At 63.8% G+C, this 24,955-nt stretch carries 30 protein-coding genes and 1 pseudogene; 20 read left to right on the top strand and 11 right to left on the bottom strand.

The features are described from left to right. Positions 1-72: 72 nt before the first annotated feature. Positions 73-258 carry a hypothetical protein gene (locus tag NKI31_RS07595; protein ID WP_023684018.1) on the bottom strand — a complete coding sequence of 62 codons (186 nt, stop codon included), beginning with the start codon at positions 256-258 and terminating at the stop codon, positions 73-75. Positions 259-295: 37 nt separating this feature from the next. After that, positions 296-1,315, bottom strand: a complete 1,020-nt coding sequence (locus NKI31_RS07590) for a LacI family DNA-binding transcriptional regulator (RefSeq protein ID WP_031195645.1) — start codon at positions 1,313-1,315, stop codon at positions 296-298. 218 nt (positions 1,316-1,533) lie between these two features. Here NKI31_RS07590 and NKI31_RS07585 point away from each other — a divergent pair, with 218 nt between their 5' ends. From NKI31_RS07585 to NKI31_RS07560, 6 genes are all read left to right on the top strand, one after another. Further along, the gene (locus NKI31_RS07585; protein ID WP_352538598.1) at positions 1,534-2,367 is read left to right on the top strand and encodes an inositol monophosphatase family protein; all 834 of its coding nucleotides are present in this window, start codon (positions 1,534-1,536) and stop codon (positions 2,365-2,367) included. 61 nt (positions 2,368-2,428) lie between these two features. Next, positions 2,429-3,454: an ABC transporter substrate-binding protein gene (locus tag NKI31_RS07580; RefSeq protein ID WP_023748323.1), complete on the top strand. Its 1,026-nt coding sequence runs from the start codon at positions 2,429-2,431 to the stop codon at positions 3,452-3,454. Positions 3,455-3,545: 91 nt separating this feature from the next. Next, positions 3,546-5,750, top strand: a complete 2,205-nt coding sequence (locus NKI31_RS07575; RefSeq protein WP_502899104.1) for an ABC transporter permease — start codon at positions 3,546-3,548, stop codon at positions 5,748-5,750. 14 nt (positions 5,751-5,764) lie between these two features. After that, entirely contained in the window at positions 5,765-6,865 is a 1,101-nt protein-coding gene (locus NKI31_RS07570; RefSeq protein WP_352651036.1) for an ABC transporter ATP-binding protein, read from the top strand. Between the two features lie 98 nt (positions 6,866-6,963). Then, a complete protein-coding gene (locus tag NKI31_RS07565) occupies positions 6,964-7,437 on the top strand; it encodes a carboxymuconolactone decarboxylase family protein (RefSeq protein ID WP_023673089.1) in 474 nt (157 codons plus the stop codon). Then, positions 7,437-8,294 (top strand): sigma-70 family RNA polymerase sigma factor, encoded by an 858-nt coding sequence (locus NKI31_RS07560; RefSeq protein WP_352651034.1) that lies wholly within the window; start codon positions 7,437-7,439, stop codon positions 8,292-8,294. Before NKI31_RS07565 ends, NKI31_RS07560 begins: the two co-directional genes overlap by 1 nt. Before the next feature lie 115 nt (positions 8,295-8,409). Here the strand turns inward: NKI31_RS07560 and NKI31_RS07555 are convergent, their stop codons facing one another. After that, positions 8,410-8,994 carry a TetR/AcrR family transcriptional regulator gene (locus NKI31_RS07555; RefSeq protein ID WP_023818413.1) on the bottom strand — a complete coding sequence of 195 codons (585 nt, stop codon included), beginning with the start codon at positions 8,992-8,994 and terminating at the stop codon, positions 8,410-8,412. A gap of 104 nt (positions 8,995-9,098) precedes the next feature. On the opposite strand from NKI31_RS07555, the gene NKI31_RS07550 reads away from it, so the two are divergent. After that, complete coding sequence (locus tag NKI31_RS07550; RefSeq protein WP_352651031.1) at positions 9,099-9,914, top strand: oxidoreductase; 816 nt, start codon at positions 9,099-9,101, stop codon at positions 9,912-9,914. A gap of 68 nt (positions 9,915-9,982) precedes the next feature. After that, a complete protein-coding gene (locus NKI31_RS07545) occupies positions 9,983-10,984 on the top strand; it encodes an NADP-dependent oxidoreductase (protein WP_352651029.1) in 1,002 nt (333 codons plus the stop codon). Positions 10,985-11,081: 97 nt separating this feature from the next. Here NKI31_RS07545 and NKI31_RS07540 read toward each other — a convergent pair whose 3' ends face one another. After that, a complete protein-coding gene (locus NKI31_RS07540; RefSeq protein ID WP_352651027.1) occupies positions 11,082-11,999 on the bottom strand; it encodes a polyprenyl synthetase family protein in 918 nt (305 codons plus the stop codon). 132 nt (positions 12,000-12,131) lie between these two features. Between NKI31_RS07540 and NKI31_RS07535 the strand changes: the two genes are divergently transcribed. The 4 genes from NKI31_RS07535 to NKI31_RS07520 all read left to right on the top strand — a co-directional run bounded on the left by NKI31_RS07535 (position 12,132) and on the right by NKI31_RS07520 (position 14,915). Next, on the top strand, positions 12,132-12,839 hold the full coding sequence (locus tag NKI31_RS07535) for a transglycosylase domain-containing protein (protein ID WP_352651057.1): 708 nt from the start codon (positions 12,132-12,134) through the stop codon (positions 12,837-12,839). A gap of 153 nt (positions 12,840-12,992) precedes the next feature. Next, complete coding sequence (gene rpmF, locus NKI31_RS07530) at positions 12,993-13,175, top strand: 50S ribosomal protein L32 (protein ID WP_008834724.1); 183 nt, start codon at positions 12,993-12,995, stop codon at positions 13,173-13,175. A 197-nt stretch (positions 13,176-13,372) separates the two neighbouring features. After that, complete coding sequence (locus tag NKI31_RS07525) at positions 13,373-14,320, top strand: agmatinase (protein ID WP_352651025.1); 948 nt, start codon at positions 13,373-13,375, stop codon at positions 14,318-14,320. Positions 14,321-14,513: 193 nt separating this feature from the next. Then, complete coding sequence (locus NKI31_RS07520; RefSeq protein WP_023670154.1) at positions 14,514-14,915, top strand: hypothetical protein; 402 nt, start codon at positions 14,514-14,516, stop codon at positions 14,913-14,915. Between the two features lie 245 nt (positions 14,916-15,160). On the opposite strand, the pseudogene NKI31_RS07515 reads toward NKI31_RS07520, so the two are convergent. From NKI31_RS07515 to NKI31_RS07505, 3 genes and pseudogenes are all read right to left on the bottom strand, one after another. Further along, positions 15,161-15,590: pseudogene (locus NKI31_RS07515) on the bottom strand (GlcG/HbpS family heme-binding protein). Positions 15,591-15,765: 175 nt separating this feature from the next. Then, positions 15,766-15,999, bottom strand: coding sequence for a hypothetical protein (locus NKI31_RS07510; protein ID WP_023684002.1), 234 nt, complete (start codon positions 15,997-15,999; stop codon positions 15,766-15,768). A gap of 79 nt (positions 16,000-16,078) precedes the next feature. Continuing rightward, entirely contained in the window at positions 16,079-16,606 is a 528-nt protein-coding gene (locus NKI31_RS07505; protein ID WP_352651023.1) for a winged helix-turn-helix transcriptional regulator, read from the bottom strand. A gap of 104 nt (positions 16,607-16,710) precedes the next feature. On the opposite strand from NKI31_RS07505, the gene NKI31_RS07500 reads away from it, so the two are divergent. The 5 genes from NKI31_RS07500 to NKI31_RS07480 all read left to right on the top strand — a co-directional run bounded on the left by NKI31_RS07500 (position 16,711) and on the right by NKI31_RS07480 (position 19,528). Then, positions 16,711-17,544 (top strand): alpha/beta fold hydrolase, encoded by an 834-nt coding sequence (locus tag NKI31_RS07500; protein WP_352651021.1) that lies wholly within the window; start codon positions 16,711-16,713, stop codon positions 17,542-17,544. Positions 17,545-17,660: 116 nt separating this feature from the next. Further along, complete coding sequence (locus NKI31_RS07495; RefSeq protein ID WP_352651019.1) at positions 17,661-18,317, top strand: glutathione S-transferase family protein; 657 nt, start codon at positions 17,661-17,663, stop codon at positions 18,315-18,317. A gap of 5 nt (positions 18,318-18,322) precedes the next feature. Next, on the top strand, positions 18,323-18,649 hold the full coding sequence (locus tag NKI31_RS07490; RefSeq protein ID WP_352651017.1) for an ArsR/SmtB family transcription factor: 327 nt from the start codon (positions 18,323-18,325) through the stop codon (positions 18,647-18,649). A 23-nt stretch (positions 18,650-18,672) separates the two neighbouring features. Further along, complete coding sequence (locus NKI31_RS07485; RefSeq protein ID WP_032887163.1) at positions 18,673-19,047, top strand: nuclear transport factor 2 family protein; 375 nt, start codon at positions 18,673-18,675, stop codon at positions 19,045-19,047. Between the two features lie 16 nt (positions 19,048-19,063). Next, positions 19,064-19,528, top strand: coding sequence for an SRPBCC family protein (locus NKI31_RS07480; protein WP_023715031.1), 465 nt, complete (start codon positions 19,064-19,066; stop codon positions 19,526-19,528). Between the two features lie 29 nt (positions 19,529-19,557). Here NKI31_RS07480 and NKI31_RS07475 read toward each other — a convergent pair whose 3' ends face one another. From NKI31_RS07475 to NKI31_RS07465, 3 genes are all read right to left on the bottom strand, one after another. Beyond that, on the bottom strand, positions 19,558-19,821 hold the full coding sequence (locus NKI31_RS07475) for an ArsR/SmtB family transcription factor (protein WP_352651015.1): 264 nt from the start codon (positions 19,819-19,821) through the stop codon (positions 19,558-19,560). 32 nt (positions 19,822-19,853) lie between these two features. Further along, positions 19,854-21,092 (bottom strand): MFS transporter, encoded by a 1,239-nt coding sequence (locus NKI31_RS07470; protein WP_352651013.1) that lies wholly within the window; start codon positions 21,090-21,092, stop codon positions 19,854-19,856. Between the two features lie 96 nt (positions 21,093-21,188). Then, on the bottom strand, positions 21,189-21,383 hold the full coding sequence (locus NKI31_RS07465) for a DUF1192 domain-containing protein (protein ID WP_023670145.1): 195 nt from the start codon (positions 21,381-21,383) through the stop codon (positions 21,189-21,191). Positions 21,384-21,529: 146 nt separating this feature from the next. Here NKI31_RS07465 and NKI31_RS07460 point away from each other — a divergent pair, with 146 nt between their 5' ends. From NKI31_RS07460 to NKI31_RS07450, 3 genes are all read left to right on the top strand, one after another. Beyond that, a complete protein-coding gene (locus NKI31_RS07460) occupies positions 21,530-22,540 on the top strand; it encodes an NAD(P)H-quinone oxidoreductase (RefSeq protein WP_352651011.1) in 1,011 nt (336 codons plus the stop codon). Between the two features lie 421 nt (positions 22,541-22,961). Then, a complete protein-coding gene (locus tag NKI31_RS07455; RefSeq protein ID WP_023670143.1) occupies positions 22,962-23,102 on the top strand; it encodes a DUF1127 domain-containing protein in 141 nt (46 codons plus the stop codon). Positions 23,103-23,426: 324 nt separating this feature from the next. Then, positions 23,427-24,119, top strand: coding sequence for a DUF1013 domain-containing protein (locus NKI31_RS07450; RefSeq protein WP_023670142.1), 693 nt, complete (start codon positions 23,427-23,429; stop codon positions 24,117-24,119). A gap of 63 nt (positions 24,120-24,182) precedes the next feature. Here the strand turns inward: NKI31_RS07450 and NKI31_RS07445 are convergent, their stop codons facing one another. Next, entirely contained in the window at positions 24,183-24,902 is a 720-nt protein-coding gene (locus NKI31_RS07445) for a helix-turn-helix transcriptional regulator (RefSeq protein ID WP_023683994.1), read from the bottom strand. Positions 24,903-24,955 lie beyond the last annotated feature (53 nt).

Here is a 24,955-nt window from a genome sequence, read left to right as displayed (position 1 = left end):
ACATACGCATCATTTTAACGGTCGGGATTACGCTTGATTTACATTAAAATTCCGTTCGCGCCTGGCGGGCCGTCAAGATCCTGGCTGCACGTGCCCGGAGTTGGCGCCATAGAGGGTGGCATCGCATTCGCGCATCATGCGCAGTGCTTCTTCCTCGGTCAGGCCGAACTTGCGCATCATGCTCCGGATTTCGGGGCCTACAGCTATCTCCACCGGTCTTGCCGCCTGGCGGGTCTTCCTGGCCTTTTTCTTGGACATCAGTACGTTTCCCGTCTTGACCGACACATGTTTCGCATCAGCCCTGGCCCGGCCTCACCGTGCTGCGCCAGACCATGGGCGCATGGCAGATCAGGCGGCTGCCAGCCTCCTCCCGCGCGCCGGTCGCGAGCCGCACGGCGCGCCTGGCGATCTCCTCGATCGGCGGCGAGAACGTCGTCAGCCGGTAAGAGGCCCAGTCGGCCTGTTCAATGTCGTCAAAGCCGATGACGCAGAGATCGCGGGGTACGTTGATGCCGAACTCGTGGCGGGCCGCATCGAGAAAGCCGCACGCAATCAGGTCGGTCACGCAGAACGCCGCATCCGGCCGCTGCCGGCCGGAAAAGAGCCGCCTGGCGCCATCGGCTCCGGTGGCATAGCCGGTGCGGCCCTCGCGCCACACGGTCACCTCCAGCCCTTCCTTCTGCGCGGCGGTAAGGAAGGCGGTTTCGCGGGAGAGCAGGCTGGGCGTGCCGGCAGCCGAGGTCACCAAAGCGGGGCGGGTACAGCCGGCCCGGATGAAGGCATGCAGCGCTGCCTCTGCGGCTGCAGCGTTGTCGACACCGATATTGTGCGGGCCGTCGAAGCGGTCATCGCGATTGATCAGCACCAGCCGCTGGCCGTTCTCAAGACAGGTGCGGATCAGCAACTGCGGCGGCGAGCCGGACAGAACGATGCTCGCATCGGCGCGATAGTTCAGCGTGTTGCGCAGCGCCTGGTCGACATGGTGGCTGGGGCCGGAGGTGTTGAACACCATGGCCATTTTGCCGGCGTCCCGCAGATGTTGGGTCAGCGCCTTCTGCAGGCGGGCATGATAGGGCGTGTCGCCATCGGCAACGATGAGGCAGACGATGCCGGTCGAAGCCCGCATCAGGCCGCGAGCCAGATGGTTGACGTGATAGCCGAGTTGCTCGGCCGCCAGCATCACCCGCTCGCGGGTTTCCCCGGAAACGGAAGCGCCGGGCGTGAAGGTACGTGACACGGCCGAGCGTGAAACCCCGGCGAGGTCGGCAACCTGCTGGGCGCTGGAAAAACCGGTGCGGATTCTCGGAACCGTCAAGCGAACGCTCTCGCTGCTGTTTTCGTGATTCTTTGCACGCCAGTGCAATGTAATGCAACTCTTCTGCCATTGCCACCCACCGCACTTGACAGGCATGGCCGAATGCAACAGCTTTGCACAGCCGTGCAATACAAGCCGGCTCAAGAGTGGCATCGGAGGAATACCCTGTCCATTTCGCCGAAGACGGCATTGAGGGCGCGATTGTCCGGACCGGCTGCATGAGCAGGGCGGCGGCGCATCCGAAGGCGGACCGGCTGTCCAAGGCCGAGATGGACAGGCGTGCCGAGGTCTGCCGGAAACTGCTTGTCACGGCCGGGCAACTGGCGATGGAAGGCTATGCCCGGCAGGGCGCCGTCCAGCCGGTGGCGATGAAAGGCCCGCAGGATTTTCTCACTGAAACCGACGGCAAGGTCGAGGAGCACATCCGCGCGACGCTGGCAGAGGCTTTTCCGCAGGACGGGTTTTTGGGCGAGGAAGGCGGCGGCATCGGCTCTGCCCGCATGTGGGTCGTCGACCCGATCGACGGCACCGCCAATTTCATGCGCGGTATTCCGCATTTCTGCATTTCGATAGCTTTCGTAGAGGACGGCCGCAGCGAGATCGGCGGCATTGCCAATCCGGCCATCGGCGAAACGTATTTTGCCCGTCGCGGGCAAGGCGCTACTCGCAATGGCGCGCCGATCCATGTGTCGCCGACGAAAGCGTTCGACCGCGCCTTTGTCGAATTCGGCTGGTCGCCCAGGATTCCCAATCGCGACTATCTGGACAAGGTGAGCCTTGTCTGGGCACTCGGCGCCAATGTGCGGCGCTCCGGCTCCGGAGCGCTTGGGCTGGCCTATGTGGCCGACGGCCGCTCGGATGCCTATGCCGAGCTGCACATCAATTCGTGGGACTGCCTGGCCGGATTGCTGCTGGTGGAGGAGGCCGGCGGCCGGGTGAACCGGTTCCTCGACGGCGACGGCATGGCGAAGGGCAATCCCGTGCTTGCGGCAGCACCCGGTGTTGCGGCGACATTGTCCCAGGTGATCGGAGTGCCTCTCGACGACGGGTAGATCGTTTCCAGTGAGAAGACAGGGAGGAATATCGATGAAGACATTTGACAGTAAGCAAGGCTTGCGCGCCGCCTGGCTTGGCCTTGGCGCGGCGCTGGCCATGTTCGGATTGGCGAGTGCCGCCCAGGCGGCCGACCGCAGCCTCACAATGTATTGCGCCGTCGACGAGGCCTGGTGCCGGGCGATGGCGACCACCTACCAGAAGGAGACGGGCGTCAGCGTCGACATGACCCGCATGAGCGCCGGCGAAATCTACGCCCGCCTCCGGGCCGAGAAGGACAATCCGCAAGCCGATATCTGGTGGGGCGGCACCGGCGACCCGCATCTGCAGGCGGCGGAAGAGGGCCTCACCCAGGAATACAAGTCGCCGCAACTGGCAAACTTGCGCGACTGGGCGCTGAAGCAGGCCGACAGGTCGAAGAACCGCACGGTCGGCATTTATCTCGGTGCGCTCGGCTACGGCTATAATGAGGAAGATCTGAAGCAGCGCGGGCTGACCGCTCCGGCGTGCTGGGCCGATCTGGTCAAGCCGGAATTCCAGGGCGAGATCGAGATGGCCGACCCGAATTCATCGGGCACGGCCTGGACTATGCTTGCCACCATCGTCCAGCTGATGGGCGAGGACAAGGCATTCGACTATCTCAAGCAGCTCAACAAGAACATCGCCGAATACACCAAGGCAGGGGCCGCGCCGGCGCTCGCCGTCGGCAAGGGCGAGACGCTGATCGGCATCTCCTTCCAGCACGACGTGATCAATGCCGCGAAACAGAACCCTGCCGTGAAGGTGGTGTCGCCTTGCGAAGGCACCGGCTTCGAGATCGGTTCGATGAGCATCGTGACGGGCGCCAAGCATGCTGAAGAGGCGCAGAAATTCTACGACTGGGCGCTGAGCCCGGACGCGCAGAAGCTCGCGGCGCCGAACGGCAGCTTCCAGATCCCGTCGAACACCGCCACGCCGGTGCCGCCCGAGGCGCCGGACCTCTCGAAGATCAAGCTGATCGACTACGACTTCGCCAAATACGGCTCGTCGGCCGAACGCAAGCGGCTGTTGAAGAAGTTCACTGACGAGGTCCGCAATGGCGGCTGAGCGCGTTCTTTCGCGCTCACTCTAGCATCTGATCGCCGGCTGCCCTTCGCGGCAGCCGGCGCACCATCCTTTGGCAACAGAAAGACATTGAATGGCCGCGGCCGGTTCCATGGTCAGTTCCGCTCCTGGACGCAGCGCGCTCGCCTGGGTAATGGCCGCGTGGGCGAGCTTCGTGCTCTTGCCTTGGTACAAGGTCGAAGGCGGCTTCCTGTCGTTCGACTGGCTGGCACAGCCGGCGGATGCGACGCCGGCCATCTTGCTGGCGCTCGGTGGCCGGCCCTGGCTGTTGCCGCTTATCCTGCCGCTTCTGCTGGCGAGCTGGCTAGTGGCGCGCAACAACCCCAAGAGCCTGGCGGTTGCAGGCGCGGCGGGCCTGCTGTGGCTGGCCATCGAAGGCTTTTCCATCATCCATTCGGGCTGGGGATTTGGCTTACTTACCCAGATCGCCGGCACGCCGGGACCGATACAGCCGGGGCTCGGCTGGGGTGCGGCGCTCTATGCCGTGGCGATGCTGATGTTCATCGCCGAGGCGCTCGCCGCGCGCGGCTGGTGCAAGGGCGACCGCTTCGTCGTCGGCTCGCTCTCAATCGTGATTGCTTCGCTGATCCTGTTCGTCGCCTATCCGCTGCTGTCGATCCTCACCTCGGCCATCAAGGACAATGACGGCAATGTCGTGCCGGCGCTGTTCGTCGAAAAGATCTTCAGCGCCAACATATGGAGCCTGCGCTGCCTCTATGGCGAGGGCTCCTGCGGCGTGGCGTGGAACACGGTGGCGATCGCAGTCCTCGTCGGCTTTTTCTGTACGGCGCTCGGTCTGGCGCTGGCGCTGATTGCGCTGCGCACCAAGCTGCCGGCCAAATGGCTGCTGCGCGGCCTGTCGATCCTGCCGATCATCACGCCGCCCTTCGTCATCGGCCTGGCGTTGATCTTGCTGTTCGGCCGCGCCGGCATCGTCACCAACCTCATGTCGGTGCATCTCGGCATTCCGCGCAGCCGCTGGATCTATGGCATGGCCGGCATCACCATCGCGCAGGTGTTGGCTTTCACGCCGATCGCCTTCCTGGTTTTGGTCGGCGTGCTGCAAGGGGTCAGCCCCAGCATGGAGGAGGCATCGCAGACCCTGCGCGCCAGCCGCTGGCGCACGTTTCGCACCGTCACCTGGCCGTTGATCCGGCCGGGGCTGGCCAGCGCGTTTCTGATTTCGTTTATCGAGAGCATGGCCGATTTCGCCAATCCGCTGGTGCTGGGCGGCAATTTCAACGTGCTGTCGACCGACATCTTCTTTGCCGTGGTCGGTGCGGCGCACGACCAGGGCCGCGCGGCGGTGCTGGCGATCGTGCTGTTGATGTTCACGCTGGCAGCCTTCGTCATCCAGCGCCGCTGGATCGGCAGCCGCAGCTACGTCACCGTCGCAGGCAAGGGCGATGGCGGCGTACCGGCGACGCTGCCCAAGGCCTTGCGGATCGGCTGCTACGCCGCCGTCGTTCCGTGGCTGGTTCTGACCATCGTGGTCTACGGCATCATCCTGGGCGGCGGTTTCGTGCAATCGATCGGGCGCGACAACACGCCGACGCTCGAATATTTCCTCACCGCCTTTTCGATCGAGAAAGGCGTCAATGGCTGGTTTTTCAGCGGCTCGGCATGGCCGTCGCTGCTGATGACCATCGGCCTGGCGCTGGTGGCGATGCCGTTCACCGCGGCGCTCGGCATCCTGACGGCCTATCTGCTCGACCGGCAGCGTTTCGCCGGGCGCACCATGTTCGAATTCCTGGCGATGATGAGCTTTGCGATTCCCGGCACGGTGATCGGCGTCAGCTATATCCTTGCCTTCAACGTGCCGCCGGTGCAGTTGACCGGCACCGGGCTGATCATCGTCATCTCCTTCATCTCCCGCAACATGCCGGTGGCGATCCGTGCCGGGCTCGCCAATCTCGGACAGATCGACAAGAGCCTGGACGAGGCATCGCTGACGCTTGGGGCGCGGTCTTTTGCTACCTTGCGGCGGGTGATCCTGCCGATCCTGAAGCCGGCGATCGTGACCGCGATGATCTACAGTTTCGTGCGCGCGGTGACGGCGGTCAGCGCCGTCATCTTCCTGGCGAGCGGCCGGTTCAATCTCGCCACGGTCTACATTGTCGGGCGCGCAGATGTCGGCGAATACGGCATCGCGATTGTCTATTCGGCGGTGATGATCGTCGTCATGATGGTCATCCTCATCGGCATCCAGCTGCTGGTCGGCGAACGCCGGCTCGGCCGGCGCCGGCCTGGGGCGGAAGCCGTGGTGGCAGCAATCTGATGGGGAGAAGCGGCGTGGATCAGACGGCGAAGAATGCTGCCCCGGTTGTCACGGACAGGCCGGCCGTGCGGTTCGAGGGCGTCACCAAGAAATACGGCGCGGTGATCGCCGTCGACAATGTCAGCTTCGACATCGCGCCGGCCAGCCTGGTGACGCTGCTCGGGCCCTCGGGTTGCGGCAAGACGACGACGCTCAGGCTGATCGCCGGGCTGGAACAGACCAGCACCGGGCGCATCCTGATCGACGACAAGGATGTCACCTTGCTGTCCGCCGCCGAGCGAGATGTCTCCATGGTGTTCCAGTCCTATGCGCTGTTCCCGCACATGAACGTGATGGAGAATGTCAGCTACGGCTTGCGGGCTATGGGGCTTGGCAAGGCGCAGGCAGCCGAGCGCGCCGCCGAAAAGCTGTCGCTTGTCGGCCTGTCCGGCTACGAGAAGCGCCAGCCGAGCGAATTGTCCGGCGGCCAGCAGCAGCGCGTCGCGGTGGCGCGAGCCATCGTACTGGAGCCGAAGGTGCTGCTGTTCGACGAGCCGCTGTCCAATCTCGACGCCAAGCTGCGCCGGCGCGTGCGCGACGAAATCCGGGGTCTCCAGCAAGATCTGGCGCTGACCATGGTCTATGTCACGCATGACCAGGAAGAGGCGCTCGCCGTCTCCGACCGCATCATCGTGATGAACGCCGCTCGCGTCGCCCAGGACGGCACGCCGCGCGACCTCTACAACGAGCCGACCAACCGTTTCATCGCCGACTTCATGGGCGACGCCAATCTGCTCGACGTCGAGGTGCTTTCCAGCAATGCGACCAGAGCGAGGGTCAAGGTCGGACCCTTGCTGCTCGACATGCCGGGTCGCGGTAACGCTCCGGGGCCGGCGATCCTCGCTGTGCGCCCGAATGCCGTGCGCATCTTGCCCGGCCAGCCAGCGGGCACCATGAAGGGCCAGGTGGTCAAGAGCTCGTATCTCGGCGACCACATTGAATACCGAATCGCGATCAGCGATCCGGCGGTCGAACTGTTCGCGACATCGCCTGATGTCACACCCGCCGTGGCGGAAGGGACGATGGTCGGGATCGATTTCGATCCGGCGAAGATCGTGCTGATCAAAGACGATTGAACGCGCCGGGAAAGCACCTTCGAAAAAATCCAGCCTGAATGTCACACCGGCCGGACCTGCCTCGTCATGATGGCGTACCCAACACAAGGACTGCAATCATGACTGCCAAAATCGACCTCTTCGCCGCCGCCCCTGCGCTGATCAAGCAGTGGCAGCGCGCATCGACCGAACTCTCCGTCGCCGCCGGGCTCGAGCACAGCCTCAACGAGCTGGTGAAGCTTCGGGCGTCGCAGATCAATGGCTGCGCCAACTGCATCAATCTGCATGCCACCGAAGCGCGCGAGAATGGCGAGACCGAGCAGCGCATCTATCTGCTGCCGGCCTGGCGCGAAGCGCCCTGCTACAGCGACCGCGAGCGTGCCGCGCTCGGCTGGACCGATGCGCTGACGCGCCTCTCGGAAGGACAGGACCGCGAAAGCGCCTATGATGATCTTAAGGCGCATTTCACCGAGGAGGAGCAGGTGAAGCTCACCGTTTTGATCAACATCATCAATGGCTGGAACCGCATCGCCGTTGGCTTCGGGCTCTACACCGACGCAGCAACGATACGCGCCAGCGCCAAGGCGGCCTGATGACGGCGACGGCACCCGACGACGCGGCAGCGGGCTTCGGCCCGCTGCGTCCGAAGCTGATGCGGGTCGCCTATCGCATGCTGGGCTCGGTGAGCGACGCCGAGGATGTCGTGCAGGATGCCTTCATCCGCTGGATGGGGACCGACCGCTCGCAGGTTCGCGAGCCAGAAGCGTTCCTGCGCCGCACGGTGACGCGGCTTTGCCTTGACCAGCTCAAATCCACGCGGCGCCAGCGCGAGACCTATATCGGCCCTTGGCTGCCCGAGCCCATCGTCGAAGAGGACGATCTTGAAGATGTCACCTTGCCGCTGATGTTGGCGCTGGAGCGGCTTTCGCCGCTCGAGCGGGCGGCCTTTCTGCTGCACGATGTGTTCGGGCTGGAATTCGAGGAGGTCGCGACCGCCATCGAGCGCGATTCAGCCGCCTGCCGCCAGCTTGCCGCTCGCGCACGGGGCCATGTCCGCGAGGCGCGGCCCCGCTTCAAGGTGGAGAAGCAGCGTGGCCTGGAGATCGCCGAAGCCTTTTACGCGGCATCGCGCAGCGGCGACATGCAGGCGCTCGGCGCGCTGCTGACGGAAGATGTCAGCGCTCATGCCGATGGCGGCGGCAAGCGTCCGGCGGCTTTGGCGCCGGTGCTGGGCTTCGACGCCGTCATGAAGCAATACGCGCAAGTCGCGGCCTGGCTGCGCGACAATCGCTCGACGCTGGTGCGCATCGGCTTCGTCAATGGACTGCCGGGGTTCGTCACGCGGGAGGCCGATGGCGAACTGCAGACGACCGCGCTTGACATCGAGGACGGGAAGATCGCGGCCGTCTATGTCATGCGCAATCCCGACAAGCTCAGGCATCTGCGTTAGACCCGATTGAATCGGAGCGAAATACCGGTTCGGCCCGCCTCCAAAAGCCGGCCCTTCCTGTGTGCGACCCGAGGACGATGTCAGGGCTGCCCTTTGCCGCTGCCGCCACCGACCTCTAGGATGCCTTCTCCCCGTCACGTGGCTGGATCAGCCTGCGCGCGGCATCTGCTCCTGCCGCAAGGAAGCGATCCGACAATTCGGTCCCTGCCACCGCGCGGGCCAGTTGAAGCGCGCCGATGAGGGTCGCAAAGACGCCCATGGCAACGCCTTCCGGATCCCTGGCCTGCGGAAGCGCTGCAGACAACTGGCGCACCAGAACCAGCAAGCGTTCGGTATAGACTTGTCGCGTTTCGAGCGGCTGACGCGCGAGTTCCGGGAGCAGCGCGGCGTTGGCGCAGCCCGTTCCCGGGTTGTCCCGGTGCGCAGCTGACAGATACGCCGCTATGCCCATCTCCGGACCACCGGCGGCCAATACCTCCTGCAGTTGCTGCACCTGGCTCTCCAGTGCCGCTACAAGGCTTTCACGCACGAGCTCCGCCTTGGACTGGAAATGCGGATAGAAGGCTCCGTTCGTCAGTCCGGCGTCGCCCATAATGGCTGCCAGTCCGGACGCGGCGATGCCGTCACCGCGAAAACGCTGGGCTGCGACCTCCACGATGCGATCGCGGGAGGCGTCCTTTCGGCCCTTTTCGTAGCGCATGGCTGCTATTCCTTTCTGCTATTGCATTACGGTCGTAATTTGATATTATGATCATAATTCAACCAGCGAACGAAAGCTAGCCCCAGTGGCTTTGGAGCATAAAAATGAATGCGAACTCTGGAAAGACCGCAGTCGTGACCGGAGCCTCTTCGGGCATCGGCCGCGCCAGTGCCGAGGCCTTGGCGCGGGCGGGGTATACCGTCTTCGGGACAAGCCGCAGCAAGGCCGGCAACGGCCCGGCGCAGGTGTCCATGCTGACCTGCGACGTGACCGACGGAGAGTCGGTCAGCGCCCTGGTTTCAACCGTGCTGGCCCAGACCGGCCGCATCGACCTCTTGGTCAACAATGCCGGTGTCGGCCTGCTTGGCGGCGCCGAGGAATCTTCGGTCGCACAGGTGCAGGCTCTGTTCGACGTCAATCTGTTCGGCGTCATGCGCATGACCAATGCGGTGTTGCCGTCGATGCGGCGCCGCGGCCAAGGGCGCATCGTCAACATCGGCTCGATTCTGGGATTGGTGCCCGCGCCATACTCAGCGCACTACTCCGCGGTCAAGCACGCGCTGGAGGGCTATTCGGAATCGCTCGATCATGAGGTTCGCGCCTTCAACATTCGCGTCTCGGTCATCGAGCCGGCATTCGTGCGCACCGTCTTCGACCAGAACGGCATCGAGCCGGATTCCCTGTTGAAGGACTACGATCAGGCGCGCGCCGGTCTCAAGGCGCTGCTTGCCGATGTGATGCCCAAAGCCGATCGGCCGGAAGTGGTGGCGGATGTGGTCGTCAAGGCAGCGACGGACGCCCGTCCGCGACGGCGCTATACCGCAGGGAAGGCAGCGCGCCAGGTCAGCCTGCTGCGCCGCTTCGCCCCCGCGGGGATGTTCGACAAGACCTTGCGCAAGCAGTTCCGCCTGCCGGTCTGAACAACGGTGGGACGGAGAATTTCACACACAAACGGCACACCAACGGACACTCTCAGAAAGTCACTGCCATGAAGGCATTCGTTGTCGATAAATATAGCAAGAAAGGCATTTTGCGGCTGGCCGAGATGCCGGAGCCGGAGCTGCTGGACAATGACGTCCTGGTCGAGGTCCATGCCGCCGGGGTGAACCTGCTGGATTCCAAAATCAGGACCGGCGAATTCAAACTCGTCCTTCCCTATCGCCGGCCCTTCATCCTCGGTCACGACGTTGCCGGGAGGGTTGTCAGGGTGGGCTCGAAAGTCCGCAAATTCAAACCCGGCGACGCCGTCTATGCGCGGCCGCCCGACGGCCGGATCGGGACATTCGCCGAATTCATCGCAATCGATGAAGCCGACGTGGCGCTGAAGCCGGCGAACCTCAGCATGGAAGAGGCGGCCTCGATCCCGCTGGTCGGTCTGACCGCCTGGCAGGCTCTCATCGAGAGGGCGGGTCTGAAGACAGGCCAGAAGATCTTCATCCAGGCTGGCTCCGGCGGCGTGGGGACATTCGCCATCCAGTTGGCAAAGCACCTCGGCGCGATCGTTGCGACAACAGCGGGCGCGGCAAGCAACGATCTGGTCAGGGATCTCGGCGCCGATGTCGTCGTCGACTACAGGAAGGACGACTTCGAGAAAATCCTGTCGGGCTACGACGTCGTCCTGAACAGCCAGGACGCCAAGACGCTTGAGAAATCCCTGACTGTGCTGAAACCGGGTGGGAAGCTCATCTCGATTTCCGGTCCTCCGGATCCCGAATTTGCCAGGAAACAGGGACTGAACGTGGTGCTAAGGCTGCTGCTGCGGCTGCTGAGCCGTGGTATCAGGACCAAAGCCAAGCGCCGGGGCGTGGGATTTTCGTTCCTGTTCATGTCGGCGCAAGGTGAGCAACTGAGCAAAATCACGTCCCTCATCGAAGATGGGGCGATTCGCCCGGTCGTCGACAGGGTCTTTCTTTTTGAAGCGACCAATGAGGCGCTGGCTTACGTCGAAACAGGACGCGCCAAGGGCAAGGTCGTCGTCAAGGTCAGATAGAGCGCGCAGTTGCTTTGGGGCATTTGAGAGACACCAAAGCAAGGCAGCGCAAGGCCGACAAATTCCGAAAACGGTTCGGCATCCGATCGCCCAAACCTCAGTTGTTGCGGATTGCAACGAAGCTTGCCGCTGCCTTCAGCAAGGCTGCCTGTTCACCGTAAGGCTCGAGCAGTTCATGGGCCTGCTTGACCAGCCCATGGAGCTGGCTGCGCGCCCAGTTCGCGCCATGCAGCGCCACCAGCGTCGCCTTGCCGGCGGCTGCGTCCTTGCCGGTCGCCTTGCCCATCTGGCTGGCATCGGCGGTCAGGTCGAGCAGGTCGTCGGCGAGCTGGAAAGCAAGCCCGACCGCCGAGCCGAATTCGGCCAGCCGGTCGCGGTCCTGCGGTGCGGCGCCGGCAATAATCGCGCCGGCTTCGCAGCCGAAGCGGATCAGCGCGCCGGTTTTCATCGCCTGCAGCCGGATAATGCCGGCTTCGTCCGGCCTGCTGCGCTCGGCTTCGAGATCGAGCGTCTGCCCGCCGACCATGCCCCCAGTGCCGGCCGCGCGCGCCAGCGCCAGCACCAGTGCCGCCCTGCGCTCCGCCGGCAGCGCCGTCGCCTCATCGGCGAGGACATCGAAGGCAAGCGTCAGAAGCGCATCGCCGGCAAGGATGGCGGTGGCTTCACCGAAGGCCTTGTGCACGGTCGGCTGGCCGCGGCGCAGATCGTCGTCGTCCATGGCAGGCAGATCGTCATGGATCAGCGAATAGCAATGCACGCATTCGATGGCCGCCGCCACGCGCATCGCCGCCTCGCCATCGGCGCCGAAAAGGGCGGCACTTTCCATGACCAGGAAGGGGCGCAGCCGCTTGCCGCCGTTCAGCACGCCATGGCGCATGGCCGCCATCAGACGCTCCGGCCGGGCGATCTCGCCGGCAAGCGTGCGGCCGTCGAGCAGCAGCCTGAGCCCGGCCTCGATCGCCGCCGCCCGCCCCAGAAGTGCGGCCTCAAAGGCCAATTGCTCGTCTTTCGTCATGGCCGGGAGCGGTAGCCGACACTCAGACGTTGCGCAAGAAGCCTCGCGCCATTATGCCGGAGGCGGGAGAGTGGCGCGGGTGGGGGCGGCTTGACGGAACCGATCGTCGATCATGAAACCGAAGGGTTTGAGATGGCGCGACCGAGGCGCGTGAACCGCGCCGGTCTGAAGCGCCTGGCACGGCGCGGCCTGGTCGTCGCCGTCGTGCTGGCGGCGATACCCGTTGGGCTGACCTTCCTCTATCTGCCGTCCTTCGTGCATCCGATATCGACCTTGATGGTCAAAGACCTCGCGACCTTCTCCGGTTACGACCGGCGCTGGGTGTCGATCGACGATGTGTCGCCGGTGCTGGCCAATTCGGTGATCATGTCGGAGGACGGGCAGTTCTGCTTCCATCGCGGCATCGATCTCGGCGAATTGCGCGGCGTCGTCGACGACGCGCTGGCCGGCGAAGCGACGCGCGGCGCCTCCACCATCACCATGCAGACGGTGAAGAACCTTTTCCTGTGGTCGCGGCCGCTGGGCTCGGTGCGCAAGGTGGTCGAACTGCCGCTGGCCGTCTATTTCGACGCGGTGATGTCGAAACGACGGATCATGGAGATCTACCTCAACATCGCCGAATGGGGGCCGGGCATTTACGGCATCGAGGCGGCGGCGCAGCATCATTTCGGGGTTTCGGCCAAACAGCTGTCGCGGCGGCAGGCGGCATTGCTCGCCGTCTCGTTGCCCAATCCGATCGCCCGCAATCCGGCCAAGCCCGGTCCGGGTCTGCGGCGCCTGGCGTCGCTGATCGAACGCCGCGCCGGCCGTTCGGGCGCGTATGTCGGTTGTCTTGATTAGGTCGAACCGCTGCCGGCTCAAAAAAAATCGCCACGGTGCTGGCCAAAACGGCGCAGGGCGTGTATAGGCACCCGACTTTCTCAGATTATGGCCCTGACGCGGCCCTTTCACGAGGGCTATCGGGGCATTTTGACCATGTAGTGGAGCATATCCATGGCCGTTCCGAAACGAAAAACCTCTCCGTCCAAGCGCGGCATGCGCCGCTCGGCCGACGCTCTCAAGGCCCCGACCTATGTCGAGGACAAGAATTCCGGCGAAATGCGCCGCCCGCACCATATCGACCTGAAGACCGGCATGTATCGCGGTCGCCAGGTGCTGACGCCCAAGGAAAGCTGAGACCAGCTTTCGAAGGGTTTGAATACCAAAAGAACCGGCCATTGGCCGGTTTTTTTGCGTTTGGTGCGCCGCGCCGCCAACTATGCCAAAGACCGGGCGTCCGTGGCGATACAAGCTGCGGCGGCGGTGCTGTATTGAGTCCGCATGCCTTGTCGCGGCGCTTCCGCGCGATGATCGACCGGCTTCAGAGGGACCGCATGACCAAGCTCACCACAGCACCCCGCGATATCTTCCAGACCTTCATGAACTTCCCGCTGGTCGAGGACCTCGATGCGCTGAAGGCGGATGTCGCCATCATCGGCATGCCTTACGGCAGTCCCTACACGATCGACGAGCTGGTCAACGACCAGACCAACGCGCCGACCGCGGTGCGGCGCGCCTCGCAGCGCATCAGCCTCGGGCTCGACCGCTATGATTTCGACATTGGCGGAACCCTGTTCGACGGGCAGGACGTCAAGGTGGTCGATGTCGGCGATGTTCCCGGCGATGCCGCCGGCGGCCACTACAGGTTGGCCGAAACGGCGATCCGCAAGATCCGCGTCGCCGGCGCCTTGCCGATCACCATTGGCGGCGATCACGGCATCCCGATCCCGATCCTGCGGGCGCTTGACGGCGAAGGGCCGATCACCTTGGTTCAGATCGATGCCCATCTCGACTGGCGCGACAATGTCAACGGGGTCAGGGAAGGCTATTCCAGCCCCATCCGCCGCGCTTCGGAGATGGCGCATATAGCCGGGATTTTCCAGCTCGGCATCCGTGGCCAGGGCAGCGCCCGGCTTGAGGAGGTCGAGGCGGCCCGCGCCTACGGCTCCAACATCGTCACCGCCAATGAATGGCAGGATATCGGTACGGCGGCGCTGCTCAAGCGCATCCCGGACGGTGGCCGTTATTACCTGACCATCGATGCCGACGGTCTCGATCCCGCTGTCATGCCGGCGGTCGAAGGGCCGGCGCCTGGCGGCATCAGCTACCGGCAGACGATCGAACTGATCAAGGGGCTGTTCGCCAAGGGACGTGTCGTCGGCATCGACATCGTCGAGATCGCGCCGGCGCGCGACGTCAACGAGATCACCTCGATGACCGCCGGCCTTTTCATCCTGAACGCTATCGGCGCCGCCGTGCGGACAGGCCAGTTCAAGCGCTGAATCCCGGCGTGTCGGTGGTCAGCCGGGGCAACTGTGGCTGACAGGGTTGTTTCGCGCGGTCTTTTTCCGTGTTTGCGGGCGCTAGCGAAAAATCTTGACGGCGTGCCTGCGGGGCATTCTACAGAAGGTGCCCCCATTGTTTAGGCAATTCCTTGGGAAACCGCTTTCCTGGAATTGCTAGAGGAGACGCCTGATGTTCGGTGCCATCCCGCTGCTGATCGTGCCCTTCGTGGCCTACAATCTCGGACTCCTCGGAATATTCGGCAGCGGCGACGATCCGTGGGCGACCGAGATCTTCTCGTTCAGCATGATGTCGGGCGGGGTGTTCTCGATGACGCTCGGCGACCTGATGGTGGTGATCGGGCTGATCTTCCTGTTCCTCGAAATGGTGAAGTCGGTGCGCACCACGAACGCCTCGATCATGGACCATCTGTTGTCGACGCTGGTCTTCGTGGCGTTCCTGGTCGAGTTCCTGCTGGTGAAGGGCGCGGCGCACTCCGTCTTCTTCACGCTGATGGTGATCGCCCTGTTCGATGTGCTGGCCGGGTTTTCGGTGTCGATGCGGTCGGCGAGTAGAGACATAAATTTGAACTAGCCGCCTTCGTTGGATGGTCGCATCCGTTCGCGATTGGCGTGGCTGCTCTTTCTGGTCCTCCTGGGGCGAAGCAAGGAGCGAAGCGACGCAGCGCAGACCTTGGGATCCATTCCGTGAAGCTAAGGCGTTGCAACGGTTCAGAATTCTGCTCCGCTTACACTTGCGGCAAAGGTCGCGGCATGGATCCCGGGGTCTTCGCGACGGAGCTTCGCTCCTGCTTCGCCCTGGGATGACGAAGCTCCCCCTCAGCCCGGATCGGCGGTGAAGCCGGCGGCTTCGATGCCAGCGATGGCGGCGGCCTCGTCATTGTCCGACGTATCGCCCGAAATTCCGACGGCGCCGATGGCGGCGCCTGCCTTGTCGCGGATCAGCACGCCGCCGACGACTGGCAACACGCGTCCACCCGAGACGTCGGAAATGCCGGCGACGAGATGCGGCCGCTCCTTGGCGAAAGCCTCGACACGGCGCGAGCCCATGCCGATGGCCAGCGCCCCATAGGCCTTGCCGGCCGACATTTGCGGGCGCAGGAACGAGGCGCCGTCCTGACGCTGGAAGGCGACGAGATGCGCCGGCATCCAGCACGGAAACGCCGAGCGGTTTGAGCTTCATCTCGGCGCCCTTGGCGAAGGCGGCGTCGATGATGTGCTTGGCTTTTTCGAGGGTCAGTGCGGTCATGGCTGTCTCCTGATCAAAACGCGTCAATCATCGACCTGACATGCGGGATGCGAAATCCCGGTTGCGGTTGAAATTGCTTCGCGTGGGAAAGCGGAATGGCGGGCATTGCTGATCGTGGCACATGGCGGATACGATCCGCCGGCATCCAGATCGGGCGTCGATGAAGAAGGCCGCGCTATTTTTTCTTGGCTCGGGGCGCTTTCTTGACCGGAACGGCAGGGGCGTTGGCGAGGTCTTCCGCTTCCTTGGCAAGGCGCAATGCCCGGAGCTTGTTGGTCTTGGCCTGGCGGGCGTCGGCCTCGGCGACATACTCCGCCATCGCCTTCTGCCGCACCGTGGCTGCCTCTTCCTGCTTCTTGAAACGCATATCTGCCCTGGCGCGGGCAGTATCCTTAGAGTTCTCGACCAAGAGCGTTATCCAATCCCGTAAATTATGTTTTTCAGCCCCTTGATAGCAGAGCCGGCCTGATAATGGGGAAATAAGTTGGTCAAGCGGCCGGGGCCTCGATGCCGCTCGACGCCTTGCGGGCGACCACCGCCTCATATCCGGCCTGCAATGTAGCGCGGACGGAAGGCTGCGCGGGTGTGGCGACAGGCGTGCCCAGATGGTCGTGGCGCAACTCGTCCATGAACTGCTCCCACATTGGCGGCCCGCCTTTCTCCAGCAGCTCGGCGCGGATCGAAAGTTCCTCGCTCACCGGCAGCCAGACGCGGCCCCAAGCGCCGAGATGCGCCATGATCGGCACCAGCGTGATGGCCATCTCGGTCAGGCTGTAGATCGCCTTCTGCTTGTGCGAGGGGTCGTCGGCCTTGGTCAGCATGCCGAGTTCCATCAGCCGCTTCAGCCGGTCGGCCAGGATGTTGGAAGCGATGCCCTCGATCGAGCCGTTGAGCAGTTCGCGAAAGTGGCGTTTGCCGCCAAAAATCATGTCGCGCAGGATGATCAGGCTCCAGCGATCGCCGAACACTTCCAGCGACAGATTGATCGGGCATCCCGAGCGGCGTTCGGTTTTCATCCGACTCTCCTCAAAAAAACCAGTTGCATTATCGTATCAGTTTTATTATCGTGCAACCGATTGTAAAACGCAATCAGTTTGATGGCCGGAGCGAGGAGAGTTCCATGACAAACGCCGAGGCACCCGAAATCGCCTCCCACACGTTCGGCGATCCCGGCGATCCAGCCGTTCTGCTGATCATGGGCGCCATGGCCTCGATGCTGTGGTGGCCGGAGGCGCTCTGCAAAAAACTCGCCGGCGAAGGCCGCTTCGTGATCCGCTACGACAACCGCGATACCGGCCTGTCGACCAAATATGCGCCGGGCGAGCCGCCGTATACGTTCGACCACATGGCGGACGATGCGGTGCGCGTCCTCGACAGCTATGGCATAGGAAAGGCGCATGTGGTCGGGATGTCGATGGGCGGCATAATCGCGCAACGACTGGTGTTGAAACATCCCTCGCGTGTCATCTCGCTGACGGTGATCAGCAGTTCGCCGGTGGTGATCGACACATCGAAGCTGCCGGGGGCGACCGAAGCCTATATGGAGCACTCGGCCGGTGGCGCCAGGGTCGACTGGTCGAACCGCGACCAGGTGATCGGCTTCGTCGTCAAGGACGCGCGTGCGATCGCCAGCACCGCGCATCCGTTCGACGAGAAGGCGATGCGCGCGTTCGTCGAACGGGACTACGACCGATCCGGCGGCTTCCTGAGCGCGACCAACCATTTCATGCTGAAGGGCGGCGAGGATATGAAAGGACGCCTGCGCGAGATCAAGGTTCCGCTGCTCGTCATTCACGGGACATCGGATCCGATCTTTCCGGTCGAGCATGGCGCAGCCCTTGCCGACGCTGTTGCCGGCGGGCGGCTTGTCCGCGTCGAAGGCGGTGGCCACGAACTGCATCCCGACGACTGGAGCACGATCGTTGCCGCCATCGTCACGCATACCAAACCCTGAAGGCAGTCTAGAACCTTGACACATTCGCCTCACGGAAATAGTTAAGTAAATGCTTCAGTGTCGGCGCAGGCTGGCACCGCTCCAGCATCGGCGAACCACAAACAGACGAGCAAAAAATGTCCCTGACCTTCCATTTCCATCCGCTGGCATCGTTCTGCTGGAAACCGCTGATTGCGTTCTACGAGAACGACACGCCCTTCACGCCGGTTATCGTCGACCTCGGCGACGAGCAGTCGCGGGCAGCGTTCCTGAAGGTGTCGCCGACCGGCAAGATGCCGGCGCTGCGTGACGATGCACGCAACCGCACGGTGCTGGAATCGACCATCGTCATCGAATATCTGGCGGCGCATTATCCCGGGCCGGTTGAGCTTATCCCGGCCGAGGCCGACCTTGCTCTCCAGGTCCGCCAGGCCGACCGTTTCTACGATTTCTACGTGCAGGCGCCGATGCAGAAGATCGTCGGCGACAGGTTGCGCCCGCAGGACAAGACCGATCCGTTCGGGGTCTATGAGGCGCGCGCGCAACTGCGCAACGCCTATGCGATCATCGAGGAGGAGATGCGCTCGAAACTCTGGGCGGCCGGGCCTACCTTCACCATGGCCGACTGCGCGGCCTCGCCGGCGCTGTTCTACGCCAACAAGGTCGAGCCATTCGGCGACAGCTATCCGGCCGTGAAACACTACCACGACCGCCTGCTCAAGCGGCCGTCCTTCGCCCGGGTGGTCGAGGAGGCGCAGCCCTACTTCAAGTTCTTTCCCTACAATAACGGCTGATCGCGATGCTGCACGATCCCGCCCAGTTCGACCTGATGTTCCAGGCGCTCGCGGACCCAGCCAGGCGCAGCATGGTCGAACGGCTGTCGCGTGGGCCGGCCTCGGTCAGCCAGTTGGCCGAACCGCTGGCGATGTCGCTGTCGGCCGTCGTCCAGCATCTCAACGTGCTCGAAGCAAGCGGGCTGGTGCGCTCGGAAAAGCTCGGCCGTGTGCGCACCTGCCAGATCGCGCCGCAGGCGCTGCGCAGCGCAGAACACTGGATCAACGAACGGCGGCTGACATGGGAGCGTCGGCTCGACCGGCTCGGCGATTTTCTCGCCGGGACCGAATGACCTGAAGCAGAGGAGAATTGACCATGCCCGGCAAAAGCAGAGCGGAGTTGATCCGCGGCTATTTTTCCGCCTACCAGGCGAATAACAAGGCTGCCGTCGCGGCGGTGCTCGCCGACGATTTCACCTTCACCAGCCCCTATGACGACGCCATCGACCGTGCGACCTATTTCGAGCGCTGCTGGCCGGACAGCCCGGCCTTCAGCTCGATCGTCATCGAGCGGATATGCGAGGACGAGGACGCCGCCTTTGTCCTCTATCGCTGCGAGACGGCGGACGGAAAGACCTTCCGCAACACCGAACTGCATCTGTTCCATGACGACAGGTTGCGCGCCGTCGAAGTCTATTTCGGCGCGTCCTATCGCGACGGCGTCTTCGTCGCGCAGAAACCATCAAGCTGACCAAGAGGACCTGACCATGGCCGAACGATCCGTCGTCCACTCCACCTTCGTCCTCGAGCGCCTCTATCCAGTTGCACCGGCGAAAGTCTATTTCGCGCTCAGCGATCCGGCCGCCAAGCGGCGCTGGTTCGCCGACCCCGACAACCCGATGACCCACAGGCACGAAATGGATTTTCGCGTCGGCGGCCAGGAGGTCAATGCCGGCGGGCCGAAGGACGGGCCGATCCACACCTATACCGCCACCTATCAGGACATCGTGCCCAACCAGCGCATCGTCTACAGCTACGACATGCTGTTCGGTGATGTCAGAATCTCGGTTTCGCTGGCGACAATTGAGCTTCGCCCGGAAGGCACGGGCACGCGTCTGGTGCTGACCGAGCAGGGCGCGTTTCTCGATGGGCACGACACACCGTCATCGCGCGAGCATGGTACCGGATTCCTGCTCGATGCGCTGGGCAAGGCGCTGGCAACGGACACTTGAAAGCCAGGGAGGCGAGCTGGAATCGCGGCCTATGCTTCCCAGAACTGATCAAGCCAAATATTGAGCTTGAGGAAGCCGCCATTGCTGACTGTATAGACCCGCCTCGTGCCCTCGGCCTTGGCCTGAACCAGACCGGCGTCCAGCAACACTTTCAAATGCTGGGACACGGCCGGGCGGGAGACTGGCAGGCCCGAAGCCAGTTCGTTGACGGTTTTCGGGCCACGCCGGAGCTCTTCCAGAAGATAGCGCCGGTTGGGGTCGGCAATCGCCATGAAGGCGTCAGAAAAGATCATGCCTATATTTGTGGGGCAAAGCTTTTCAAATCTCAACCGTCGGCTTCCGCTTTTCTGAGCCGCAGTGCTTCAGGGGTGACCGAGCGATCGGCCGGCTGGGTCTTGAAGGCATCGCGGTCTTCGATCGGCACCGGCGCGCGGCGGCTGATGCGCAGGAACGTGTAGGCGGCGAGGCTGAGATGCGCCAGCGCGGTGGCCAGGAACAGGCCTTCGGGGCGGAGCCAACCCATCAGGGCGGCAGCCAGCAGGGGCCCGATCATGGTTCCGAAGCCATACAGAAGCAGCAGGCCGCCCGAGACCTTGACGAAATCCTCCGATCGGGCGTGGTCGTTGGCATGCGCCACGGCGATCGAATAGAGCGTGTAGGCAAAGGCGCCGTAGGCGGCGGCGAAGACAATGACGAGGACGGCGGAACGCGGTTCGAACAGGAAGATCAGGATGGCGAACAGTGCGGCGCCGAAAGCCGCGCCCGCCAGCACGAAACGGCGGTCGGTCTTGTCGGAGAGGCGTCCGGCCGGAAGCTGCATGGCCGCGCCGGCAATAACGACAAGGCTCATCATCAGTGCGATCTGGGCGGTGGAGATGCCGATACGGGCGCCGTAGACGGCGCCAAGCGTGCCCCAGGCGCCATTGGCGATGCCGACCAACAGGCAGGCGATCGCCGACACCGGCGAGTTGGCGTAGAGACCTTTGACGTCGAGCTTGACGTCCTGCAAAGGCTTGGGAGACGAAGCGGACGACACCGCGGTCGGGATCAGCGACAGGCAGAACAATATGCCGGTGATCATGAACAGCGATGCCGATCTGACGTCGCCGCCGGCAACGATCATCTGGCCGCCCATGATCGAGGCATAGGTGACCATCATGTAGAGGCCGAAGACGGTGCCGCGGTTCTCGTTGGTGGCCTTCTCGTTCAGCCAGCTTTCGATGACCATGAAGGCTCCGGCCATGGTGAAGCCGGTGAAGGCGCGCAGCAGGATCCAGACATATTCGTCGATGATCAGGCCGGTAAGCAACGCCACGATGGCGCCCGAAGCGGCAAAGGCGCCGAACGCCCGGACGTGGCCGGCGCGGCGCACCAGGCGCGGTGCGAAGAAGCAGCCGGTGACGAAGCCGCCGGCCCAGGCCGTGCCCATCAGACCGAGCGATGCGGTCGAAAACCCTTCGATCTGGCCGCGCAACGGCAACAACAGGCCGTGCAATCCCGAAGCCGCAAGCAGGAAAGCGGTGCCGCGAAGCAGCGAGAGGATCGGCCTGTAGCTTGCAAACATTGTTTGATCCGTCTGGAGATTCGGTGGCGGAGTCTGAAGACAGGCGCATTCGGGCTTTTCGGCGGCGGATGCTCAACGCCGAAACTAACGCGAAAACTAGCCGCGGCGAAACAGGGCTTCGGCCGCCGATTTGGTGCTGCCCTTGGTCTGGAGCTCGGCTTCGAGCCGGGCAATCTCCTCGCGCAGGATGCTGATCCGTTCGGTAAGGTCACCGACCGAAAGCAGCGACAGATCCTGTCCGATCTCATGCGGGCGGGCTTTCTTTTTGGGTTCGTCGTCGAAGATCGCCATCGTCGCTCCTCCCTATTCGGTATTGGGCTGATTTGGCCATTTGCCTGATCCGGCAATCAGCATACATAGGGCAGGGGCGCAGATGCAAACAGCCGGCAAGAAGCTGGCACCCGGCGACAGACCGGCGGACCGAGACGGGAAATTTCATGGCGAGCGGACATAAAATTCCAGCCACGATGACGGCCATCGCGATCTCGCAACCGGGCGGGCCGCGGGTGCTGAAACCGGAAACGCGCGACGTGCCGGTGCCTGGTCCCGGCGAAATCCTGATCCGGGTGCGTGCGGCCGGCGTCAACCGCCCCGACGTGCAGCAGCGCAAGGGCGCCTATCCGGCGCCGCCCGGCGCCTCCGACCTGCCCGGTCTCGAGGCATCGGGCGAAGTGGCCGCCCTTGGCGACGAGATATCGCGCTGGCGCATCGGCGACCGGGTCTGCGCGCTGACGCCGGGGGGCGGTTATGCCGAATATGTCAAGGTTCATGTCGGCAGCGTGCTGCCGCTGCCCGCCGGCTTCACCCACACGGAGGCGGCCGCGGTTCCGGAAAACTATTTCACCGTCTGGCACAATGTGTTCGAGCGCGGCGGCTTGAAAAAGGGTGAGACGCTGCTGGTCCATGGCGGCTCATCGGGCATCGGCACCACGGCGATCCAGCTGGCGTCGGCCTTCGGCGCCTATGTCGTCACCACCGCCGGCAGCAAGGAAAAATGCGACGCCTGCCTGAAACTCGGCGCCGACCGGGCGATCAACTACCGCGAGGAGGATTTCGTCGCGGCGGTCAAGGATGCGACCGACGGCAACGGGGCCGACGTCATTCTCGACATGGTCGGCGGCGACTATATCGCGCGCAACTACGAGGCCGCCGCGGTCGAGGGCAGGATCGTCCAGATCGCCGTCCAGGCCGGCGCGGTGGCGAGCGCCGATTTCTCGAAAATCATGGTCAAGCGGCTGACCCACACCGGCTCGACGCTGCGGCCTCGCACGGTCGAGTTCAAGGCGGCGCTCGCCGCCGCACTGGAAGCACAGGTGTGGCCGCTGCTCGGCACCCGGAAGGTAGCGCCGGTGATGGACATGATCTTCCCGCTGACCGACGCCTGGCGGGCGCATGAGCGCATGGAAGAGGGCGAGCATATAGGCAAGATCGTTCTCGACGTCGGCTAGATGGGGCGAGATTCAGGTGAGGCCGGCCTGCGAATGGCGGCTCCCTGCGCTTCCGGCCTTCGCCGGCCGAAGCCCTCATGAGGCGTTGCGGCAGTTAAGGCTACGGCCGGCGTAGGCCGGTGCTTCGTACTGAAGTACGCTCCGCTCCGGCCTTCGCCGGCCGAAGGCGTCATAAATGCCTCCGCTCTATGAAGGCTACGGCCGACGTAGGCCGGTTCTCGGGAGCCGCCATTCTCTGCTCGGCCTGACCTGAACCTCGCGCCATGCTCCGCGCTCAGCCTGTCGGCAAGATGAACACAAGCTTAATGCTGCAATGCAGCATTTGCATTGCGGCTATGCAAAGACGTCTGTTCAATTCGTGGGCAGCACTGCCTATCTAAGCGTCATCGAAACGATTTGATCCAACAACTGGAGGACAACCATGAACCCGATCCGCGCTTTCCGTAACTGGCGTATGTACAACGAAACCGTGCGCGAGCTGAACAAGCTCAACGCCCGTCAGCTCAGCGACCTCGGCATTAGCCGCGGCGACATCGAGAGGATTGCCCGCAAGGCCATCTAATTCGAAGCCTGGTCGGCCGATGAGGCCTGACCACGCGGCAGAAGCAAGAGCCGCCGCAGCGTATCCCGTCGCCGGTTCCGAGCCCGCTGGACCCTGTCCGGCGGGTTTTGTCGTCTTGGACCCCCTGTACAACTCGGCATCAATGATCGCCGGAGCCGAGGTCCTCCTGGCCTCCCCCGCTGTCCGGTGTCCGACGGCTGCGCCCTGCGCCAAAAACATTGCGAAACGGCAGCGGAGCGGTTATACAGGCCGCGAATTTCCCATTTTGGTGGCTCTAAACCACCGCCCGCGCGGGAACGCGGGCGAACGAGAAGGATTTTTGAAATGGCCAATACGCTGCTGATGCCCAAGGCGACCGCCGTCTGGCTGGTCGACAACACCGCGCTTTCCTTCGAGCAGATCGCGCAGTTCTGCGGGTTGCATCCGCTCGAGGTCAAGGCGATCGCCGACGGCGAATCGGCGCAGGGCATCAAGGGCATGGATCCGATCATGACCGGACAGCTGACCCGCGACGAGATCGCGCGCGCCGAGAAGGATCCGAACCAGCGCCTGAAACTGTCCGACCCCAAGGTGCGGGTGCCGGAATCCAAGCGCAAGGGTCCCCGCTACACACCGCTGTCGAAGCGCCAGGACCGGCCCAACGCCATCCTGTGGCTGGTCCGCAACCATCCGGAATTGAAGGACGCGCAGATTTCGCGCCTGGTCGGCACGACCAAGTCGACGATCGAACAGATCCGCGAGCGCAAGCACTGGAATTCGGCCAATCTGCAGCCGATGGACCCGGTGACGCTGGGTCTCGCTTCGCAGATCGACCTCGACATGGAAGTCAACCGCGCCTCGCGCGGCCGCGAGCAGGCGCAGCCTGTCGGCGACACGCTGCTGCCGGCTGCCGTGACCGAGCGCCTGGTGCCGGCGCCGGAGAAGCCGAAGGACGAGGATGCCGAGCTCGACGCAAACGCCGTGTTCGCCAAGCTCTCGGCGCTCAAGTCCAAGAAGGAAGATGCGGACGACGAGTAAGGTTTGCGACAGTTCATCAAAAAAGCCCGCTTCGAGCGGGCTTTTTCATTGATTATCGAAGTCTCAGCTGCGCGCCGCCCGGTCCGGCGTCATGCCATAGTCCTCCGAGCGTTCGACGGCGCGGTAGAAGTCGGCGAGCTGCTTGCCGCGCTCCGGCTTGAAGATGCGGCCGGCGATGACCACCGAGGCGATGCGGTCGATGCGGAAGGCGCGGAAATCGTCGCGCATCTCGCACCAGGCAACCAGCGTCCATACCTTGCCCCAGAACCACAGACCGAGCGGACGGATGTCGCGCCCGGTGCCGCGGCCGGCCTCGTCGCGGTAGTCGATGGTCAGCACCTGTCGCTTCTCGACAGCGCGCTCGATCACGTCGATCGCCTCACGCGCGGCGTCGCTCACCACCCACATGGGCGTGTGGATCTCGGTGCGGGCGATGCGGTCCTTCTCGGCGTCGGGCAGGACGGCGCCGATCTTGACCAGCGCCTCGTCGGCCGCACGCGCCATGGCCGCGCCGCCAAAGGCCCGCACCATGCGGGCGCCGGCGACCAGCGCGACGATTTCGTCACGCGTGAACATCAGCGGCGGAAGGTCGAAACCCTCCCTCATCATGTAGCCGACGCCGGCCTCGCCGTCGATCGGCACTCCGGTCGACTGCAAATCGGCGATGTCGCGGTAGATGGTCCGCTCGGAAACCTCGAGCCATGTGCCGAGCTTCTGGGCGGTGACCAGCCGGCCGCCACGCAGGTGCTGCACGATCTGAAAGAGCCTGTCGGCACGTCGCATCGTATGGTCCCTCGGCTGCTTGTCTATGAATGTCATGGTCCCGAAACCGGTTC

The sequence above is a fragment of the Mesorhizobium sp. M0659 genome (genome assembly GCF_040320605.1).
GTDB lineage: Bacteria > Pseudomonadota > Alphaproteobacteria > Rhizobiales > Rhizobiaceae > Mesorhizobium.
This window is presented reverse-complemented; position numbering and strand designations above follow the sequence as displayed.